Genomic DNA, 17,904 nt, shown 5'->3' on the forward strand with positions numbered 1-17,904 from the left:
GCCGGCCGGACGGGCGGTCACGGAGTATCCCTGCCAGCGCGCCCGAAACGCACCCATGTGGGGTGGTTTGGAACATGCGGGGTGGGCAACTTGGTCCGCCGTGCATCCTCGCAGTTCATCGGCCGGCCCCCCGACGGGCTCCACGGCGCCCCGGCCGGCGGCACCACCCGCTTCGCGGGAGGGCGGCCGGCTGCTGGTGGTCAGCGCGAGCATGGGCGCCGGCCACGACACCGTCGCCGCCGAACTGGTCCGCCGCGCCCGCGAGCGCGGCGGCGACGCCCTGGTCGTCGACGTCCTCGCGCTCCTGCCCTGCGGCCTCGGCGGCGCCCTGCGGCGCTTCTACCGCGGGTCGGTACGCCACTTCCCCTGGCTGTACGCCGCCGTCTACCGCCTCTTCCTGCGTCCCGGTGCAGGACGCCGCCCCGGCGGCACGCCCCTGGCCCGGCTGGCCGGCGGCAGGCTGCGCGAGCTGGCCGAGCGGTCCGGCGCGGACGTGGTCGTTCCCGTGTTCCACCTCGGCGCCCAGCTGACCGGGCACCTGCGCGCCCGCGGTCTGCTGCCGGTGCCCAGCGTCGTCCTCGTGATCGACTTCGCCGTCCACCGGCAGTGGCTGCACCCCGGCAACGACCACTGCCTGTGTCTCACCGAGGACGCGGCACGCGAGGCGCGCGCGAGCACGGGTGGCTCCGCGGGGACCTGCGGTCCCGTGGTGGCCCCGGAGTTCTTCGCCGACGCCCCCGGCGCGGCCGGGTGGCGGGCGCTGTTCGACCGGCTCGGTCCCGGCCGGCCCCCCGTCGTGGTGTCCGCCGGCGCCTGGGGAGTCGGCACCCACCTGGACGGCACCGTCCGGCTCCTCGCGGACCACGGCTTCCTGCCGGTCGTGCTCTGCGGCGGCAACCAGCGGCTGCGCCGCACCCTGGCCGGCACCCCGGGCGTCGTCGCCCTGGGCTGGGTGACCGACATGCCCGGCCTGCTGCACGCCGCCGGCGCCCTGATCGACAACGCGGCCGGCCAGACGGCCGTACAGGCGCTCGCCGCCGGACTGCCGGTCGTGGCGTACCGCCCGATACCGGGCCACGGCGCGGACGGTGTCCGGCGGATGGCCGCGCTGGGCGTGTCGGAGGTCGCCGGGGACGCCACCGCGCTGCTCGGTGCGGTACGCAGGCTCACCGCCCCGGGCCCGGCCCGCCGCGAGCGGATCGCCGCCGGACGCACGCTCTTCACGGACGACGCCCTCACCCGGGTGACCGACCTGGCCGACGCCGTGCGCGCCCGCGGCTGAACCGCACGGCGTGGACCTGTTTCCCCTCGCGGGCCCTGGGCACCCGGCCCCGAGCCGGAAGCGGCGGGAGAGAGGCGAGGACGTGCGGCTGGACGAATTCCTTACCCGGGTGCGCGACCTCGGCGAGTACCACAGCGACGACGAGGCCGAGCAGGTCAGCAGGGCCGTGCTGTGGGTGCTCGCGTCCCGGGTCGAACCCGAGGAGGCGGCCGAGCTGGCCGCCGACCTGCCCGAGCCCTTGGACGACGTGCTGCGCCCCGAGCGCGGACGGCCCGAGTCCTTCGGGCGCGACGAATTCCTGCGGCGGGTGGCCCAGCAGACCGGCGCCCGGCCGCGCACCGCGGAGTGGGACGCGGGCGCCGTGCTCGCGACCCTGACCGAATCGATGCCCCGCGACCGGGTCGATCAGCTCTTGGCCCAGCTGCCGTCGGACTGCGCCGACCTCCTGGGCGGCCCGGGGCGGGCGCCGCGCTGACCCCCGGTTGTGCGACTTGGGTGCGAGGGTCAGTCGCGGTCCGCGCGCTCGGCCCGCTCCGCGTGCAGCTTCTTCACCCGGGCCGTCTCCTTGCGCACGTCGGCCTGGACGGCCTGCTCCCGCTCCAGCCACTCCGGGCGTTCCTGCTTCAGCGTCTCGATCTGCTCCGTGGTGAGCGGCTCCGACACTCCGCCCCGGTGCAGGCCCGCGATGGACACACCGAGCTTGGCCGCCACCACCGGCCGCGGGTGCGGGCCGTCGCGCCGCAGGTCGCGCAGCCACGCGGGCGGTTCGGTCTGGAGCGCGTTCAGCTCGGCGCGCGTGACGACGCCCTCCCGGAACTCCGCGGGTGTGGCTTCGAGGTACACACCCAGCTTCTTCGCCGCGGTCGCGGGCTTCATGGACTGGGTGTTCTGGTGCGACGTCATGCCGTCAAGGGTATCGAGCATGTGAGCGGCCCCCGACCACGCCCGGTAACCTGGCCGGGTGACAGGCTCGGAAGATCGCCCCTCGTTCCGGCTCGCGTACGTCCCGGGGGTGACGCCCGACAAGTGGGCGCGCATCTGGAACGAGCGGCTGCCGGACGTCCCGCTGTCCCTGACCCAGGTCCCCGCGGCCGGCGCGGACGGCGTCCTGCTGGACGGTGACGCCGACGCCGGACTGGTGCGGCTGCCCGTCGACCGGACCCGCCTCAGCGCCATCCCCCTCTACACCGAGACCACGGTCGTGGTGATCCCCAAGGACCACCTCGTCACCGCCGTCGACGAGGTGACCGTCGAGGACCTCGCCGACGAGATCGTGCTGCACCCCCTGGACGACGTCCTCGGCTGGGAGGAGCGGCCGCCGGGCCGGCCCGCGTTCGAGCGTCCGGCCACCACCGCGGACGCCGTCGAGCTGGTGGCGGCCGGGATCGGCGTGCTGCTGATGCCCCTGTCGCTGGCCCGGCTGCACCACCGCAAGGACCTCACGTACCGGACGGTCACCGACGCCCCCCAGTCGGGCGTGGCGCTGTCCTGGCCGGAGGACGCGCACACGGACCGGGTCGAGGACTTCATCGGCATCGTCCGCGGCCGGACCGTCAACAGCACCCGGGGCCGGCAGCCCGACCCGGCGCCCGCCCGACGGAAACCGGCCGCCGGGAAGCAGCAGTCCGGCAAGCAGCAGTCCGGCAAGCAACAGACCGGGAAGCAGCAGACCGGTGGAGCCCGGCGCGGCGGCGGTACCCCGCGCAAGAAGAGCGGCAGCGGCGGCGGGCGCGGCAAACCCCGCGGCCGCTGACCCGCCGGACCCCCGAACGCGTCAGCGGACCGTCGGACTCGGCGTCGGCGCCGAGGTGTTGACGTCAAGACCGGGCGGCTGGGTGAGGGACAGCACCGGCTCGCCCGGCTGCGGCGCGGGCGGTGTGAGCTGCACCTTGGGCAGGCTCGGCGGCGCCGTCTGCTGGAAGTTGACCTGGTCGAAGTTGACCAGCCCGGTCTTCTCCAGCACGGTGATGTGGTCCAGGACGGTGTCGTTGGCCTGATCCGCCAGCTGTCGCACCAGGGAGTTCTTGGTGTTGGCCCGGATCTTGGCGATGGCCGGGAAGATCTGACCGTGCGTGATGCGCATGATGTTCACCGCGGTGGTGTCGAACTGCTTGCCCGTGGTCCCGTCCACGGTCGACACGAACTGCTGCTGCTGCGGGGACGCCAGGTTGGGCAGGGTGATGCCCAGCTCGGGAGCGATCTTGCGGCAGGTCGCGTCGAGCCGGGAGTGCCCGACGACCAGGTGCTCGCCGGCCTCCTTCATCTCCGGCGTCGTCCCCCGCTCGATCGCCATCAGCCCCAGCGGGTGCTCCCACAGCCCCGCGGCACGCACCTTCACCACGAAGTCCCGGTCCTGCTCGGTGAGCGGCCCGTACCGCGTGTTGGTGATGATCCGGGCCTGGTCACTGCCCGTGTTCTGCACCCCGAGCATGGTCGGGTAGGCGAGGGCGGTGAGGGTGAGGACCAGGGCACCGGCCACGAAGGCCGTCCCTGCCGTGGTGCGCGTGATGCGCATCGTGCCTCCTGGGGCGAAAACAGGCTCGGACACCAGGAGGTACGGATACGGGCGGTGATCTGATCACCTCTCCGGGCAAAAACTTGCCCGCGTCGGTCCCGCGATCCAGTCGTACGCCGCCCGCGCGGTGAACGCGTCCTGGCCCCCGCGCACCAGCAGTCCGGCGGTGGCGAACTCGGGCGCGTCCGCCTGCGCCGCGACGTACGGCACCGCGATGCAGCGCATCCCCGCCGCGTGCGCGGCGGCGGCCCCCGGAGCGGCGTCCTCCAGGACCACGCAGTCGGCCGGGTCCGCGCCGATCCTGCGGGCGGCCTCCAGGAAGACGTCGGGGGCCGGTTTGCCCCGCGCCACCTCGTCGGCGGAGACGACCGTGCGCAAGTGCGCGTCCAGGCCGGTGCGGGCCAGGATCGCCCCGATGGCCTCGGGCGACGACCCGGAGGCGACCGCCAGCGGGACGCCCTCACCGGCCAGCCACTCGACCAGCCTCCGCATCTCGGGATACGCGCGGGCCGAGGTGCGGGCCAGCTCCAGGTAGTGCCGGTTCTTGACGGCGAGCAGCTCCTCCACGGGTGCCGTCAGCGCGTACCGCCGCTTCCAGTCGGCGACCGTCTCCTGTGTGCTGATGCCCACGTACGTCTCGTGGTCCGCCCAGGTGAAGTCCGGGACGCCGTACTCGGCGAGGGTCAGCCGACCCGCTTCGTAGTAGTTCGGCTCGCTGTCCACGAGCGTTCCGTCGAGATCGAAGATGACCGAGATGCCGCCGAGAGTGCTCATGCGCCCCAGGATGCCAAGGATCACTTCCGGGCCGAGCGCCCGATCGACTCCACCAGGGGCAGCAGCCGGTGCGTGACGCGCTCGCGGAGCACCACCTCGCTGCGGGTGCGGACCACCCCGGGCAGGCTGATCAGCTTCTGGACCACGTCCTCCAGGTGCGCGTTGTCGCGGGCCACGACCCGGGTCAGCAGGTCCCCGCCGCCCGTGATGGAGAAGGCCTCCACGATCTCGGGCACGGCCGCCAGCGCCTCGCCCACCTCGTCCAGGTGGCCCTGGGTGACCTCGATGTGCACGAACGCGAGCACCGGGTGGCCCAGCGCGGCGGGGGAGAGGGACGGCGCCGTGCCGGTGATCACGCCCTCGCGCTCCAGCCGGTCGAGCCGGGCCTGCAGCGTGCCGCGGGCGATGCCGAGGAGCCGGGCGTACTCGCGCACGCTGGTGCCCGGCTGCTCGAGGAGCAGTCGCAGGATGCGGGTGTCGAGCGCGTCGACGGCCATGACGGGCCGGGTCCTCCTTCGTCGGCCATTGGCTCTCGGGTGGCCGGGGGAATGCCACGACGACTGTACCAATGGCACAGTCCTGACGTGGCCGGTTGAGCCAGTGGCGGCAGGGATGCTCCTATAGGACGGTCGATGGCGCTGCGGATCCCGCGGCGCCTTTTTCATGCCAGTACGTTCGGGCCGGTGCGAGGGGGCGGTAAGCAGTGCTGAAGAAGGTGTTCATGAGCCCGGATCCGGGGCGGGCGCGGCTGCGGTTCGCCGCGCGCGCCGTCCTCGGCATCGGGGCGGCCGTCGTCGTGTGCGGGCTGGCCGGCATCTCGCTGGTGGGCGCCGTCATCGGCGGGCTCGCCGCGCTGCTGGCGCTGTTCACCGTCACCGACGCGACCGTCCGCGGACAGGTCGTCACCACCGCGCTGCTGCCGTTGGCCGGGCTGCCCGTGCTCGCCGCCGCGGCGGCTCTGCACGACCTCCCCGTCGCCCGCGACCTCACCTTCCTCGCCGTCGTCGGCGCGGGCGTGTACGCCCGGCGCTGGGGCCCGCGCGGGCACAGCCTCGGCGTGTTCGCGTTCATGACCTTCTTCATCGCCCAGTTCCTGCGGGCGACCACGGACCGGCTGCCCGAGATGTTCGCCGCCGTCCTGCTGTCCGTGGCGACCGCCGCGGCGGTCCGCTTCGGCCTGTGGTGCTACGAGCGCCGCCGGCCCGCGCCCGCCGTCCCCGCACCGCCCGGCGGCACCGGACTCGCCCGGATCACCACCCGCCAGGCCGTGCAGGCCACCGCGGGGGCCGGCTTCGCGCTGGTCGCGGGCCAGCTGGTGTCGGGCGAACGCTGGTACTGGGCGGTCGGCGCCGCCTGGTGGGTGTTCGTCAACACCACCTCGCGCGGCGAGACCCTGGTCCGCGGCTTCCGCCGGGTCCTCGGCACCGTCGTCGGCATCGGCCTGGGCTTCCTGGTGGCCTTCCCGCTGGCCGGTTCCGTGGTGCCCACCGCCGTGCTCGCCGCCGTCTGCGTCTTCGGCATCTTCTACACCGCGGCGGTCTCCTACACCTGGATGATGCTCTGCGTGACCCTCCTCGCCGAGCTGCTCTACGGCCTCCTGGGCGTCCTCAGCCCCGGCCTGCTCGCCCTGCGGATCGCCGAGACCGGCGTCGGGGCGCTCGGCGCCGTACTCGCCGTGCTCTTCCTCCTGCCGGTCACCACGCACGCCGTCACCGACGCCTGGATCCAGCGCGCCCTGCGCTGCGTGCACGCCTGCACCGCCGAGGCCGCCGCCCGGCTCGCCGGAACCGAGGGCGCCGACCCGGCGCCGCGCGTGGCCGAACTGGAGCAGCTGCTCGGCCGGGTGCGGCTGTCGATCGCCCCGCTCGTGCACCCGCTGAACCCGATGTCCGGCCGCAAGCGGCGCGCCCGGCGCGTACTCGACCTGCTCGACGACTGCGCCCGGGAGATCCGCGGCCTGGTCGCCGTCGCCGCCGACCCGGAGGCCTCGCACGACGCCCGGCTGGCCGCCGCCTGCTGGCGGGTCGAGACCGCGGTGGAGGCGCTCACCGGCGGGGGCGACGTGCCCGCCCACGCGGGCGGACCGCGCGCCGTCGAACCGGCGCTGGCGCACCTCCACGACCTGGAGCGCGCCCTCGCCGAACTCGCCGCGCCCCTGCGCGCCCCCTCCGGGTCCCCGCTGGTCGGCGCCTGAGCCCGTCGGGCGCCACACCACCCGTTTGGTCTAGACCGCATGTGATCGACTGCTACCGTCGCTCCGGGCGGACGACCAGTCGGCACCGACCCGCCCGGGACGGCGTGTGACGGGTGACGCAGGACGAGAGGGGCAGCGGTGGCGGACGGTGGCAGGCGGCAGCGGCGGGCGTACATCGGGTCGTTCACGGCGGCCGGCGGCCCCGGCATCCTGACGGCGGACGTCGACCCCGACAGCGGCGCGCTCACCGTCGTGAGCGGCACGGACCGGCTGCCCGACCCGTCCTACCTGGCCCTGGCCCCGGACGGAGCCACGCTCTACGCCGTCAGCGAGACGGCCGAGGGCGTGGTGGCCGCCTACCGCGTGAACGGGGACAAGCCCGAGCCCGCCGGGCGCCCGGTGCCCGTGGGCGGCGACGGACCGACCCACCTCAGCCTGTACGACGGTCACGTGCTCACCGCCAACTACGGCTCGGGCACCGTCTCCGCCGTGCCGGTCCGCTCCGACGGCAGCCTCGCCCGGTCCGCGTCCGGCGTCCTGCGGCACACCGGTTCCGGCCCGCACGCCCAGCGGCAGCAGGCGCCGCACGCGCACCAGGTGCGGCCCGACCCGAGCGGGCGGTGGGCGGTCAGCGTGGACCTGGGCACCGACTCGGTGCGGGTCTGCACCCTGACGGACGGCGCCCCGGCCGTGCACCGGGAGACCGCGCTGCGCCCCGGCTCGGGCCCGCGCCACCTGGCCTTCCATCCGGACGGCACCCACGCCTACGTGCTCAACGAACTGGCGCCCACCGTCACCCTCTGCCGCTGGGACGCGGCCGAGGGCGTCCTCCAGCCGCTCACCGAGGTGCCGGTGCTGACCGGGGCACCGGCCGGGGACGCCTACCCGTCCGGCGTCGTGGTCTCGCCCGACGGCCGCTTCGTGTGGACCGCCACCCGCGGCGAGGACGTCCTGTCCGTCCTCGCCGTGGAGCCGGACGGACTGCGCCTGACCGCGACCGTGCCCTGCGGCGGGCACTGGCCCCGGGAGATCGCCGAGTCGGGCGGCTTCCTGTACGCCGCCAACGAGCGCTCCGGGGACGTCACCTGGTTCGCCCTCGACCCGGACACCGGCGTGCCCCGCCGGGCCGGCTCACTGGCGGTACCGGCGGCGTCCTGCGTGGTCTTCGGCTGACGTCGCGCCGGGGCCACGGCCGACGTCGCGCAGGGTCCACGGCCGACGTCGCGCAGGGTCCACGGCCGATCGCCGAGGGCCCCTTCGCCGCACGGCACGACGGAGGGCCCGCTCCTGTACCGGAGCGGGCCCTTCGGCCCCCCTGAGGTGCCGTGTCGCCGTCTCTCGTGCCACCCGCGATCGCGTTCGCGCGGGCGTCCGCGCGTCAGCGGACCGGTGTGCCCTGCGGCTGCTGCGGCGAGATGCCGAGCGCCGTCGTGTACTTGGCCAGCGCCAGCTTGCCGATCGCCGGGTACGGGCCGAGCGGCTCGGCGGTGGAGCAGCCCGCCTCCTTGGCCGCCTCCACCAGCACGGACGCCTCGATCTCGGGGCCGATCAGGTAGGGCGCCAGCGCCAGCTGCTGGGAGCCGGAGGAACGCAGCTGCTCGGCCACGGACGCGATCGAGCCCTCCTCGTCCAGCGCGGCGGCGATCACCGGCACGGCGAGGCGCGCGGCGAGCAGCATGCCCGTGATCCCGGCCGCCTGGACCGCCTCGTCACCGCCCACGGAGGCCAGGATGATGCCGTCCGCGGCGGTCGCCACGGTGAACAGCCGGGCGCGGTCGGCGCGGGCCAGACCGGCCTCGGAGAGCCGCACGTGCAGGCCCTCGGCCAGCAGCGGGTGCGGGCCGAGCACGTCGGTCAGCTCGGCCGCGACCCTGCTGTCCATGACGGCCTGCCGGATCCGGCGCAGCAGCGCGTTGTCCGGGCCCGCGAGCAGCGGCACGACGACGGCGACGGGGCCCTCGGGCTCCTTCACCTCCAGGCCGGCGGCGCGCGCCTGCTCGAAGCGGGCGGTGCGCTCCTCGGCGGCGCTCACGAGCACGGCCGACAGCGAGGGGAACTCGGCGTCGTCCCCTTCGAGGTGTCCGACCCGGGCGTCGAGGCCGGGGAGCTCGGAGCGGGCGATGCTGATGACCTCGTCGGCGAGGCCCCGGGTGGCGCTACTGGGCGTGCCCGGGACCGCGAGGACAAGCGCGGGCGCGCCCTCGGGAGCCACCAGGGGTTCGGGGCGGCGGTGCCGTCCCGGCTGGCGGGGGCGCGGCATTCGTACTGGCAGGCCGGACGCGGGCCCAGTGGGGGAGCTCATGGCGCCGCATGTTACTGGTTTCCGGGGTTTCCCTGTTCGGGGAGGGTGCAGGTGAGCGGTATCCGTCCTGTTTTGTCTGATGAGTGATGTACGGATCGGCCGACATCGGCACGATTCACCTCTCCGGTGGACCGATTCTCAGCCTTCCGTCACGGTCGTCACCCACAGCATCGCGTCATCACCCGGGAGGGTGAGCGCGCCGGTCGCCAGGTCGGTGGCGATGCGGACCGAGCCGTCCAGGGGGTCGCCCTCCGCGGCCGTCCGCCGTGCTTGCGGCAGCCGCTTAGCCAGCTCCTCCTCCAGCGGTACGACGAGCGGGTCGCCCAGCTTCAGCAGGCCGCCGGTGACCGCGAGGCGGGGCTCGCCGTCGCGGGGGCAGACCGCGGCGGCCGAGTCGGCCATGTGCCGTGCCGCGGCGCGCAGGATCTCGGCGGCCACGGGGTCGCCGGGCGCGCAGGCGGCCACGTCGGGCGCGAAGGAGGCGAGGACGGCGGGACGGTCGGTCCGCGGATACAGCTGCCCGGGGATGCCCGCCGCCGGGCCGAAGCGCTCCCGGGCCCGGGCCAGCAGGGACGCGGAGCCGCCCTCCCGCCCGTCGTGGGCGCGCAGCGCGGCCTCCAGACCGGCCCGTCCGATCCACGCGCCGCCGCCGCAGTCGCCCAGCAGATGCCCCCAGCCGTCCGCCCGGTGCCAGCCGGTCAGGTCGGTGCCCGTCGCGATCAGGCCGGTCCCGGCGGCCACCACCGCTCCGGCCCGGGGGCCGAGGGCGCCGACGTAGGCGGTCACCGCGTCGGCGACCAGCGCGACCTTCCGCGCTCCCAGTTCCCGGGCGAGCGCGCCCGGCAGTTCGGCGCGCAGGGCGTCGCCCAGGGTGGCAAGACCGGCGGCCCCGACGACGACGGTGCCGAACCGGTCCACCCGGGTCTCGGCGGTCAACGACCGCACCATGGGCAGCAGTTGTGCCATCAGGTGCTCCGGCTCGATGCCACGGGGCCCGGTGCGCACGGGCTCCCGCGACGCGCGGTGCCCGAGCGGGCCGCGCCCGTCGGCACCGGCGGTGCCCACGACCACGCGCAGACCCGAGCCGCCGGAGTCCACGGCCAGGAAGCCGCCGCTCACGGCAGCCGCCAGTCGACCGGCTGGCCCCCCAGCCGCACCAGCAGGTCGTTGGCCCGGCTGAACGGGCGGGAGCCGAAGAACCCGCGGTCGGCCGACATCGGGGACGGGTGCGCGGACTCCAGGGCCGGCAGGTCGCCGAGCAGCGGCCGCAGGTTGCGGGCGTCGCGGCCCCACAGGATGGACACCATCGGCTTGCCGCGCGCCGCCAGGGCGCGTATGGCCTGCTCGGTGACCTCCTCCCAGCCCTTGCCGCGGTGGGCGGCGGGCTTGCGCGGGGCGGTGGTGAGCGCCCTGTTGAGCAGCAGCACGCCCTGCCGGGTCCACGGGGTCAGGTCGCCGTTGGAGGGCTGCGGCAGGTTCAGGTCGGTGTTCAGCTCCCGGAAGATGTTGAGGAGGCTGCCGGGCAGCGGACGCACCTCGGGTGCGACCGAGAACGACAGCCCCACGGCGTGCCCCGGGGTCGGATACGGGTCCTGTCCGACGATCAGTACCCGGACGTCGTCGAAGGGCTGCTGGAAGGCCCGCAGGACGTTGGCTCCGGCCGGGAGGTAGGTGCGTCCGGCGGCGATCTCCGCGCGCAGGAAGTCACCCATCGAGGTGATCCGTCCGGCGACGGGTTCCAGCGCCTTCGCCCAGCCCGCTTCGACGATTTCATTCAAGGGTCGTGGTGCCACGGGCGTCACCCTACTGCCGTACGGGTGACGCCGATCAAGCGGTGGCCAAGGCCGGATCCCCCCGCCCGCTTCATGCCAGGACCGCGGCCCGCACGCACAGCACGTCCGGCAGGTGGGAGGCCAACTGCCGCCAGCTGTCGCCGTCGTCGGCCGACGCGAACACCTCGCCGTTGCGATTGCCGAAGTACACGCCCGCGCGGTCCGCGTCGTCCGTGCACAGCGCGTCGCGCAGCACCGTGCCGTAGTGGTCCTCCTGGGGCAGGCCCGCCGAGAGCGGCTCCCAGCTCTTGCCCGCGTCCGCGGTGCGGAAGACCCGGCACCGGTGGTCCGCGGGCACCCGGTCGGCGTCGGCGTTGATCGGGAAGACGTATGCCGTGTCGCCGCGGTGCGGGTGGGCGGCCACGGCGAATCCGAACGTGGACGGCAGCCCTTCGCCGATGTCCGTCCAGTGGGCGCCCGCGTCGTCGCTGCGGTACACCCCCCAGTGGTTCTGCAGGTACAGGCGGTCCGGGTGGGCCGCGTCCCGCGCGACCTTGTGCACGCACTGGCCGAACTCCGGGTCGGGGTCCGGCAGGAAGACCGCGGAGACACCGGAGTTGGACGGCGCCCAGCTCGCGCCGCCGTCGGTGGTGCGGAACACGCCCGCGGTGGACACGGCGACCGTCACCGAGTCGGGGTCCCGGCGGTCGGTGAGGACGGTGTGCAGCCCCTCCCCGCCGCCGCCCGGCACCCACTTGGACCGCGTGGGGTGCTCCCACAGGGGCCGGACCAGCTCGAAGCTCTCGCCGCGGTCCTCCGAGCGGTACAGCGCGGCCGGTTCCGTGCCCGCGTAGACCACGTCCGGTTCGGCGGCGGCCGGGTGCAGCTGCCACACCCGCTCCAGTGAGGCTCCGGTGTCCTTGGGGAACTTGACGGCCGGAGCGCTCGGTTCGGTCCAGGTGCGGCCCAGGTCGTCGGAGTGGAACACCGACGGGCCCCAGTGCGCGCTGTCGCCGCCGGCCAGCAGGCGCGGGGTGTCGCCGCGGATGTCGAGGGCGACCGAGTAGACGGCCTGGGCGTTGAAGTACGGACTCTCGTCGAACTCCCAGGTGCCACCCCGCCGGCGCCCGATGAACAGGCCCTTGCGGGTGCCCACGGCGAGCAGTACCTCGGTCATGCCGATCACCTCCGCGGCGTCCTCGTCGACGCCTTTGTCTCGGACACGGGCCAGTCTGCACCCAGCCACTGACAGTCACCTCTGGAGTCGGCGTCGTCGCAGGTCATCGCGGTGATGCGGCATGCTCGCGGAGCCGGGGGAGGGGGGCGGCACGGGGGCCGGACCCCGACCCCGCCCGCTCAGTCCGCCGTCGGCAGCGCCCGCGCCAGGATCCCTCCGAGGTCGGCCGTGGACGGCAGGGTGCCGAAGGCGTGCCCCCAGTCGCCGCCGAGCCGCGTCGCGCAGAAGGCGTCGGCGACGGCGGGCGGCGCGTGCCGGACCAGGAGGGAGCCCTGGAGGGTGAGGGCCATCAGCTCCACCAGCCGGCGGGCACCGGTCTCGGACGCCTCGGTCAGTCCCGTCTCCAGCCGGGCCACGGCGGCGTCCAGCCGGGCGTCCGCCCCGCGTGCGAGGGCGAGTTCCGCGAAGAGGGCGTGCGTGGTGGCGGGGGAGCGGCCCAGGGCGCGCAGGACGTCGAGGGCGTTGACGTTCCCCGAGCCCTCCCAGATCGACAGCAGCGGGGCCTCGCGGTAGTGGCGGGGCATGCCCGACTCCTCCACGTAGCCGTTGCCGCCGAGGCACTCCAGGGCCTCCGCGGTGAACGCCGGTCCCCGCTTGGTCACCCAGTACTTGCCGACGGCGGTGGCGATACGCCGGAAGGCCGCCTCGGCGGTGTCCCCGCGCACCGCCCGGTCCGCCGCGCCGGACAGCCGCAGGGTGAGCGCCGTCGCGGCCTCGGACTCCAGCGCCAGGTCGGCCAGCACGTTGCGCATCAGCGGCTGGTCGACGAGCCGGGCGCCGAAGGCGCTGCGGTGCCGTGCGTGGTGGCCGGCCTCGACCAGCGTCTTGCGCATCAGTGTCGCCGAGGACATCACGCAGTCCAGCCGGGTGCAGTTGACCATCTCGATGATCGTCTTGACGCCCTGCCCCTCGGGTCCGACCAGCCAGGCGACGGTGCCGTCGAACTCGGGCTCGGACGAGGCGTTGGACCGGTTGCCGAGCTTGTCCTTCAGCCGCTGGATGCGGAAGGTGTTGCGGGTGCCGTCCGGCAGCACGCGCGGCACCAGGAAGCAGGACAGGCCCCCCTGCCCCCTGCCGGGCGCCACCTGGGCCAGCACCAGGAACACGTCGCACATCGGCGCCGACGTGAACCATTTGTGCCCGCGCAGCGTGTACACGCCGGGCTCGGCGGTCGGGGTGGCCGTCGTGGTGTTCGTGCGGACGTCCGACCCGCCCTGCTTCTCGGTCATGCCCATCCCGGCCAGCAGGCCGCGCTTCTCCGTGGGCGTCCGCAGCCCCGGTTCGTACTCCCGGCCGGTCAGCAGCGGCTCGTAGACCTTGGCCAGCTCCGGGGTGCCGCGCAGCGCCGGGACGGCCGCGTACGTCATCGACGTCGGGCACCCGTGTCCCGCCTCCGTGTGGCCCCACACCAGTCCGCCCGCCGTGCGCGCGACATGGGCGCCCGGCCGGTCGTCCGCCCAGGGCGCACCCGCCAGGCCCTCCCCGACCGCCACCCGCAGCAGGTGGTGCCAGCTCGGGTGGTACTCGACCTCGTCGACCCGGTTGCCGTACCGGTCGTGGGTGCGCAGGACGGGTTCGTGGCGGTTGGCCAGGTCGCCCCAGTCCTGCGCCTCCGCGCTGCCGGCCCGCCGGCCGAGCCGGCGCAGCCCGTCCTCGGCCCACCCGGCGCCCTCCCGCCGCAGACCTTCCAGCAGCGCCGTGTCGTCCGAGGCGTCGTAGGGGGCCAGGGGAGGGGGCTGGTTGGTGACGTCGTGCGTGGCGTACCCCTCCGGGTGGCCCGCGGACTCCTCGTACTGCTCGTCCGGCTCCTGCGCGAGTGTCGTCATGACCCGAGTGTTGCACCATCGCTGCGACCGCAGCAATGGTGCAACACCCCGGGCGCACGTACAGTACGTGCTCATGTGGACGGACGACACGTGCCCGCGCGGATGAACGGTTCCGCGGCCCCCGGCGAGCCGCCACTGCGCCCGCTGTCCGCGCGGTCGGTGGTGCTGAGCCTGCTGCTCGGCACGCATCCCCCCGAACTGCCCGTCCGGGAGCTGGTACGGCTCGTGGAGGGTTTCGACGTCGGCGGGTCCACGGTGCGCGCCGCGCTCAGCCGGATGGCCGCCGCCGGGGACCTGAGGCGCACGGACACCGGCTACCGGCTCAGCGAGCGGCTGCTGGAACGCCAGCGGCGCCAGGACGAGGCCCTGCGCCCGCGCACGCGCGCGTGGGACGGCGACTGGGAGACGCTCGTGATCACCGCGACGGGCCGCGGTCCCGCCGAACGCGCCGAGCTGCGCACCCGGTTGACCGCCCTGCGCCTCGCCGAACTCCGGGAGGGCGTCTGGCTGCGCCCCGCCAACCTGCGCCGCCCGCTGCCCGCCGCTCTGGACGGCGTCGCCGAGCGCCTCGTCTCACGCCCCGAGCGCCCGGCCGCCGAACTGTCCGCGCGGCTGTGGCCGCTGGACGCCTGGTCCCGCACGGCCCGGGACCTGCTCGCCCGGGTCGACCGGGCCCGGCGGCCGGCCGACCGTCTCACCGCCTTCGCGGCCGTCGTGCGCCATCTGCTCGCCGACCCGGTACTGCCCGCGGAACTGCTCCCGTCCGACTGGCCGGGGGCGGCCCTGCGGGACGCCTACACGGAGTACCAGCGGGAGCAGTCCGGACAGGTCCGGGCGGGCGGCACCCGGACCTGACACGTCACTTGTAGGTGATGTCGGAGGACGCGTACTTGCAGTGCGTGCCGTCGGCGCCCGAGCCGTTGGAGTCCGGCTCGTCGCCGTCGTCGTTGCCGATGTACTTCTGGCACGGGACGATCTTCTTGCCGCTGTCCCCGACGATGGTGATGTTGCGCAGGGTCGCGCTGTCGCCGTAGTTGGTGTTGATGCCGGCGATCCGGCTGCCCTTCCAGTTCACCTCGATCGTGTTGAGGTTGATCGTCCGCTGGTACTGCGACGAGCAGTTGCCGCAGGAGCGGATGAAGGTGCCGAAGTTCTTCACGGCGAAGTTGGAGACGTTCAGGGTCCCGGCGCCGTTGAACTGGAACACCTTGTCACTGGCTTCCTTGGCGCCGCCGCCGGAGACGGTGTAGACGTTCGACGACGAGGAGCCCCGGAAGGTCGCCGCGTCCTCGCCGACGTCCTCCCACCAGACGTTCTGCAGCGTGCAGCCGCCCTCGCAGTGGACGCCGTCCGCGGCGGGGGCGCCGATGATCACGTTCTTGAGGACGGCGCCGGGCGCCAGCTTCAGGATCGGGCCCTGGTCCTCGTCCTGGCCGCCGGAGCCCAGGTCGCCGGTGCCGTACAGGCGCTTCATCCCGTAGTCCTTGGTGCCGGACACCGAGATGGTGGAGGAGACGCCTTCGCTGCCGTTGGGGGTGGGCCAGGTCGCGGCGTGCGCCGAGGTCGCCTCGGTAGTCATGAGCATGCCAACCGAGACGCCGAGCGCGGCCAGTGCGCCGACGGCCGCGCGCCGTCGCGCGTGGGGGCGTGTCGCAGCGGTCATGTTCTGATCCCTTCCATAGGGAGTGGGGGTGGAACGGAACATGTACGTGAACGATGTGCATCAACACGTTTCCAATGCGCACGCGGTGGGGTGCCGGCGGGGCATTGGGTGCCCCACCGCGTGCACATCGGTCATGCTGATGAACGGACCGTAGAGGGTAAGCGCTTTCTGGTCAACGCTTCGCGCGGAACGCCGCCTCACATGCCCCAGCCGTACTGGTCCGGCATCCGGACGTCCGCGCCCAGCTCCCGCGCCGCGTGCTGCGCCCAGGACGGGTTGCGCAGCAGCTCGCGACCCAGCAGTACCGCGTCCGCCTCACCGTTGGCCAGGATCTTCTCGGCCTGCTCCACCTCGGTGATCAGACCGACGGCGGCGACCGGCAGCGCGGCCCCGGCCTTCACGCGCGCGGCGAACGGGACCTGGTAGCCGGGCCCGGTCGGGATCCGCACGCGCGGGACGTTGCCGCCGGTGGAGACGTCGAGGAGGTCGACGCCGTGCGCCTTGAGATCGCCGGCCAGCCGGACGGTGTCCTCCCCCGTCCAGCCGCCCTCGTCCAGCCAGTCGGTCGCCGAGACGCGGAAGAACAGCGGCTTGTCGTCCGGCCACACCTCCCGTACGGCGTCGACGACCTCCAGGGCGAACCTGGTGCGGTTCTCGTACGAGCCGCCGTAGGCGTCGGTGCGGTGGTTGGAGTGCGGCGACAGGAACTCGTGGATCAGGTAGCCGTGGGCGCCGTGGAGCTCGACGATCTCGAAGCCGGCGGCGAGGGCCCGGCGCGCGGCGTCCGCGAACCGGCCGACCACCTCCTGGATCTGCGGGACCGTCAGCTCGGTCGGCACCGGGTGCCGTTCGTCGAACGCGAGCGCGCTCGGGGCCGCCGGCTGCCAGCCGTACGCGTCCGGCCCCACCGGGGCCCCGCCCTTCCAGGGCTGCGCGGTCGACGCCTTGCGGCCCGCGTGGGCCAGCTGGACCGCGGGAACGGTGCCCTGGGAGCGCATGAAGTCCGTGATCCGGCGGAACGCCTCGACCTGCGTGTCGTTCCACAGCCCCAGATCCTGCGGGGATATGCGGCCCTCGGGCGACACGCCGGTGGCCTCCACGACGATCAGACCGGTGCCGCCTGCCGCGCGTGCGCCGTAGTGGGCGAAGTGCCAGTCGCCGGGGACGCCCGCCAACGGGCCCTGGGGCGCGGCGGAGTACTGGCACATCGGCGGCATCCAGACCCGGTTCGGGATCGTGGTGGCACGCAGGTGCAGAGGCTGGAAGAGGGCACTCATGGCGGGCTGCTCCCTGGGGTGTGGCGGGACGGGAGAGCTCGTACGATACGTCTCGTAGTACGGCGAGTGTCAAACTACGGTGGTCATCGTACAATGAAGCCCCCGGACGAACTGGAGTCGCCGTGACCCCCGCCGCCACCGCCGCAGGCGCCCGCGAGCTGCCGCACCCCACGCGCGGGGAGATCCGGCTGGAGGGAGTGCTGCACGCGCTCTCCGATCCGGTGCGGCTGCGGATCGTGCGGGATCTCGCCGCCGACAGCGACGCGCTCTTCTCCTGCTCGCACTTCGACCTGCCGGTCACCAAGTCGACCACCACGCACCACTTCCGGGTGCTGCGCGAGAGCGGGGTGGTCCGGCAGACCTACCGGGGCACGGCCAAGATGAACGGCCTGCGCAGGGGTGACCTGGACGCGCTGTTCCCGGGGCTGCTCGACGCCCTGCTGTCCGCCGCCGCCCGCCAGGCCGCCACCTCTGGTGACAGCTGACCGCGTGTTTCATTCGTATGGAATGTGATCATTCGGTTACGTTGCGTATGTGCTCGAAGCAGCCTTCTTTGATCGTTCTCTTCGGCTTTCCGATCGCTGTCCGGACGACGGTGATATGTCCGTGCGGCACGCCTGGGTGGTGCGGGAGGGCGGCGCCACGGCCTCCTGGTTCGATGTCCGGCTGGATTTCGCCGACGGCGCCCGGGTGGACGTGCTCGCCGTCCTGTCCGGCCGGGAGGTGCGGGTCGAGGGCGTGCGGGCCGAGCCGCCCCTGTCCCTCGACGACCTCGCCGTGCTCGCCGAGTGGCTGGAGAACCCGCTCTTCGCGGCCTGTGTGCCGGCGCCCGCCCGCGCGGTACCGGCCGTGTCGCGCCGGGGCCGTCCCGCGTGGCCGCGCGGCAGGGAGGAGCGCCTGCTCGTCGCGCGGGAGTACCGGGAGGCCCGCGAGGAGGGGGCCGACCCCGTCCTCGCGGTGATGCGCGTGACCGGGCACAGCAGGCGCAAGTCCCTCAGGCTGATCGGCCAGGCGCGCGACGAGGGGTACCTGGCGCCGCGCCGCGCCCGCCGCTGAGTCGCC

General features: G+C 74.1%; 19 protein-coding genes. 8 read left to right on the forward strand and 11 right to left on the reverse strand.

Annotation, left to right across the window (positions count from 1 at the left end; genetic code table 11):
* Positions 1-211: 211 nt before the first annotated feature.
* The gene (locus ACFC1X_RS33125; RefSeq protein ID WP_376361190.1) at positions 212-1,282 is read left to right on the forward strand and encodes a galactosyldiacylglycerol synthase; all 1,071 of its coding nucleotides are present in this window, start codon (positions 212-214) and stop codon (positions 1,280-1,282) included.
* Between the two features lie 82 nt (positions 1,283-1,364).
* Positions 1,365-1,757 (forward strand): DUF2267 domain-containing protein, encoded by a 393-nt coding sequence (locus tag ACFC1X_RS33130; RefSeq protein ID WP_376360994.1) that lies wholly within the window; start codon positions 1,365-1,367, stop codon positions 1,755-1,757.
* Between the two features lie 29 nt (positions 1,758-1,786).
* Here the strand turns inward: ACFC1X_RS33130 and ACFC1X_RS33135 are convergent, their stop codons facing one another.
* On the reverse strand, positions 1,787-2,185 hold the full coding sequence (locus tag ACFC1X_RS33135; RefSeq protein ID WP_307009909.1) for a DUF5997 family protein: 399 nt from the start codon (positions 2,183-2,185) through the stop codon (positions 1,787-1,789).
* 58 nt (positions 2,186-2,243) lie between these two features.
* Between ACFC1X_RS33135 and ACFC1X_RS33140 the strand changes: the two genes are divergently transcribed.
* On the forward strand, positions 2,244-3,035 hold the full coding sequence (locus ACFC1X_RS33140; protein WP_376360998.1) for a LysR family substrate-binding domain-containing protein: 792 nt from the start codon (positions 2,244-2,246) through the stop codon (positions 3,033-3,035).
* A 21-nt stretch (positions 3,036-3,056) separates the two neighbouring features.
* Here ACFC1X_RS33140 and ACFC1X_RS33145 read toward each other — a convergent pair whose 3' ends face one another.
* The 3 genes from ACFC1X_RS33145 to ACFC1X_RS33155 all read right to left on the reverse strand — a co-directional run bounded on the left by ACFC1X_RS33145 (position 3,057) and on the right by ACFC1X_RS33155 (position 5,068).
* Entirely contained in the window at positions 3,057-3,797 is a 741-nt protein-coding gene (locus ACFC1X_RS33145; protein ID WP_307009906.1) for a DUF4142 domain-containing protein, read from the reverse strand.
* Positions 3,798-3,860: 63 nt separating this feature from the next.
* Complete coding sequence (locus ACFC1X_RS33150; RefSeq protein WP_376361002.1) at positions 3,861-4,571, reverse strand: HAD family hydrolase; 711 nt, start codon at positions 4,569-4,571, stop codon at positions 3,861-3,863.
* Between the two features lie 20 nt (positions 4,572-4,591).
* On the reverse strand, positions 4,592-5,068 hold the full coding sequence (locus tag ACFC1X_RS33155) for an Lrp/AsnC family transcriptional regulator (RefSeq protein WP_125489566.1): 477 nt from the start codon (positions 5,066-5,068) through the stop codon (positions 4,592-4,594).
* A gap of 206 nt (positions 5,069-5,274) precedes the next feature.
* Between ACFC1X_RS33155 and ACFC1X_RS33160 the strand changes: the two genes are divergently transcribed.
* Both ACFC1X_RS33160 and ACFC1X_RS33165 read left to right on the forward strand, forming a co-directional pair.
* Entirely contained in the window at positions 5,275-6,765 is a 1,491-nt protein-coding gene (locus ACFC1X_RS33160; protein WP_376361005.1) for an FUSC family protein, read from the forward strand.
* Between the two features lie 138 nt (positions 6,766-6,903).
* Positions 6,904-7,938, forward strand: a complete 1,035-nt coding sequence (locus ACFC1X_RS33165) for a lactonase family protein (protein WP_376361008.1) — start codon at positions 6,904-6,906, stop codon at positions 7,936-7,938.
* Positions 7,939-8,143: 205 nt separating this feature from the next.
* Here ACFC1X_RS33165 and ACFC1X_RS33170 read toward each other — a convergent pair whose 3' ends face one another.
* The 5 genes from ACFC1X_RS33170 to ACFC1X_RS33190 all read right to left on the reverse strand — a co-directional run bounded on the left by ACFC1X_RS33170 (position 8,144) and on the right by ACFC1X_RS33190 (position 13,902).
* Positions 8,144-9,067, reverse strand: coding sequence for a sirohydrochlorin chelatase (locus ACFC1X_RS33170; protein ID WP_376361011.1), 924 nt, complete (start codon positions 9,065-9,067; stop codon positions 8,144-8,146).
* A gap of 138 nt (positions 9,068-9,205) precedes the next feature.
* Positions 9,206-10,186, reverse strand: coding sequence for an N-acetylglucosamine kinase (locus ACFC1X_RS33175; RefSeq protein WP_376361014.1), 981 nt, complete (start codon positions 10,184-10,186; stop codon positions 9,206-9,208).
* Positions 10,183-10,860 (reverse strand): uracil-DNA glycosylase, encoded by a 678-nt coding sequence (locus ACFC1X_RS33180; RefSeq protein ID WP_114527144.1) that lies wholly within the window; start codon positions 10,858-10,860, stop codon positions 10,183-10,185. Before ACFC1X_RS33180 ends, ACFC1X_RS33175 begins: the two co-directional genes overlap by 4 nt.
* A 70-nt stretch (positions 10,861-10,930) precedes the next feature.
* Positions 10,931-12,085, reverse strand: a complete 1,155-nt coding sequence (locus ACFC1X_RS33185) for a WD40/YVTN/BNR-like repeat-containing protein (RefSeq protein ID WP_376361018.1) — start codon at positions 12,083-12,085, stop codon at positions 10,931-10,933.
* A gap of 110 nt (positions 12,086-12,195) precedes the next feature.
* Positions 12,196-13,902 carry a DNA alkylation response protein gene (locus tag ACFC1X_RS33190; RefSeq protein WP_376361021.1) on the reverse strand — a complete coding sequence of 569 codons (1,707 nt, stop codon included), beginning with the start codon at positions 13,900-13,902 and terminating at the stop codon, positions 12,196-12,198.
* Positions 13,903-14,004: 102 nt separating this feature from the next.
* Here ACFC1X_RS33190 and ACFC1X_RS33195 point away from each other — a divergent pair, with 102 nt between their 5' ends.
* Positions 14,005-14,757, forward strand: coding sequence for a PaaX family transcriptional regulator C-terminal domain-containing protein (locus ACFC1X_RS33195; RefSeq protein WP_376361193.1), 753 nt, complete (start codon positions 14,005-14,007; stop codon positions 14,755-14,757).
* Positions 14,758-14,761: 4 nt separating this feature from the next.
* Here the strand turns inward: ACFC1X_RS33195 and ACFC1X_RS33200 are convergent, their stop codons facing one another.
* Positions 14,762-15,565 (reverse strand): pectate lyase, encoded by an 804-nt coding sequence (locus ACFC1X_RS33200; RefSeq protein WP_376361024.1) that lies wholly within the window; start codon positions 15,563-15,565, stop codon positions 14,762-14,764.
* 197 nt (positions 15,566-15,762) lie between these two features.
* The gene (locus tag ACFC1X_RS33205; RefSeq protein WP_376361027.1) at positions 15,763-16,842 is read right to left on the reverse strand and encodes an NADH:flavin oxidoreductase/NADH oxidase; all 1,080 of its coding nucleotides are present in this window, start codon (positions 16,840-16,842) and stop codon (positions 15,763-15,765) included.
* Between the two features lie 122 nt (positions 16,843-16,964).
* Between ACFC1X_RS33205 and ACFC1X_RS33210 the strand changes: the two genes are divergently transcribed.
* Together ACFC1X_RS33210 and ACFC1X_RS33215 are read left to right on the forward strand one after the other, a co-directional pair.
* Positions 16,965-17,327: a helix-turn-helix domain-containing protein gene (locus tag ACFC1X_RS33210; RefSeq protein WP_376361030.1), complete on the forward strand. Its 363-nt coding sequence runs from the start codon at positions 16,965-16,967 to the stop codon at positions 17,325-17,327.
* 115 nt (positions 17,328-17,442) lie between these two features.
* Positions 17,443-17,898 (forward strand): DUF6214 family protein, encoded by a 456-nt coding sequence (locus ACFC1X_RS33215; RefSeq protein WP_376361032.1) that lies wholly within the window; start codon positions 17,443-17,445, stop codon positions 17,896-17,898.
* Positions 17,899-17,904: the final 6 nt, after the last annotated feature.

It is taken from the genome of Streptomyces sp. NPDC056128, from assembly GCF_042263835.1.
In the GTDB taxonomy this organism is placed as follows: Bacteria; Actinomycetota; Actinomycetes; order Streptomycetales; family Streptomycetaceae; genus Streptomyces.

Coding starts and splice junctions, on each gene's coding strand:
- ACFC1X_RS33125 (WP_376361190.1), top strand. CDS start 212: ATGGGCGCCGGCCACGACACCGTCGCCGCCGAACTGGTCCGCCGCGCC.
- ACFC1X_RS33135 (WP_307009909.1), bottom strand. CDS start 2,185: ATGACGTCGCACCAGAACACCCAGTCCATGAAGCCCGCGACCGCGGCG.
- ACFC1X_RS33145 (WP_307009906.1), bottom strand. CDS start 3,797: ATGCGCATCACGCGCACCACGGCAGGGACGGCCTTCGTGGCCGGTGCC.
- ACFC1X_RS33150 (WP_376361002.1), bottom strand. CDS start 4,571: ATGAGCACTCTCGGCGGCATCTCGGTCATCTTCGATCTCGACGGAACG.
- ACFC1X_RS33155 (WP_125489566.1), bottom strand. CDS start 5,068: ATGGCCGTCGACGCGCTCGACACCCGCATCCTGCGACTGCTCCTCGAG.
- ACFC1X_RS33170 (WP_376361011.1), bottom strand. CDS start 9,067: ATGAGCTCCCCCACTGGGCCCGCGTCCGGCCTGCCAGTACGAATGCCG.
- ACFC1X_RS33190 (WP_376361021.1), bottom strand. CDS start 13,902: ATGACGACACTCGCGCAGGAGCCGGACGAGCAGTACGAGGAGTCCGCG.
- ACFC1X_RS33195 (WP_376361193.1), top strand. CDS start 14,005: ATGAACGGTTCCGCGGCCCCCGGCGAGCCGCCACTGCGCCCGCTGTCC.
- ACFC1X_RS33200 (WP_376361024.1), bottom strand. CDS start 15,565: ATGACCGCTGCGACACGCCCCCACGCGCGACGGCGCGCGGCCGTCGGC.
- ACFC1X_RS33205 (WP_376361027.1), bottom strand. CDS start 16,842: ATGAGTGCCCTCTTCCAGCCTCTGCACCTGCGTGCCACCACGATCCCG.
- ACFC1X_RS33215 (WP_376361032.1), top strand. CDS start 17,443: ATGTCCGTGCGGCACGCCTGGGTGGTGCGGGAGGGCGGCGCCACGGCC.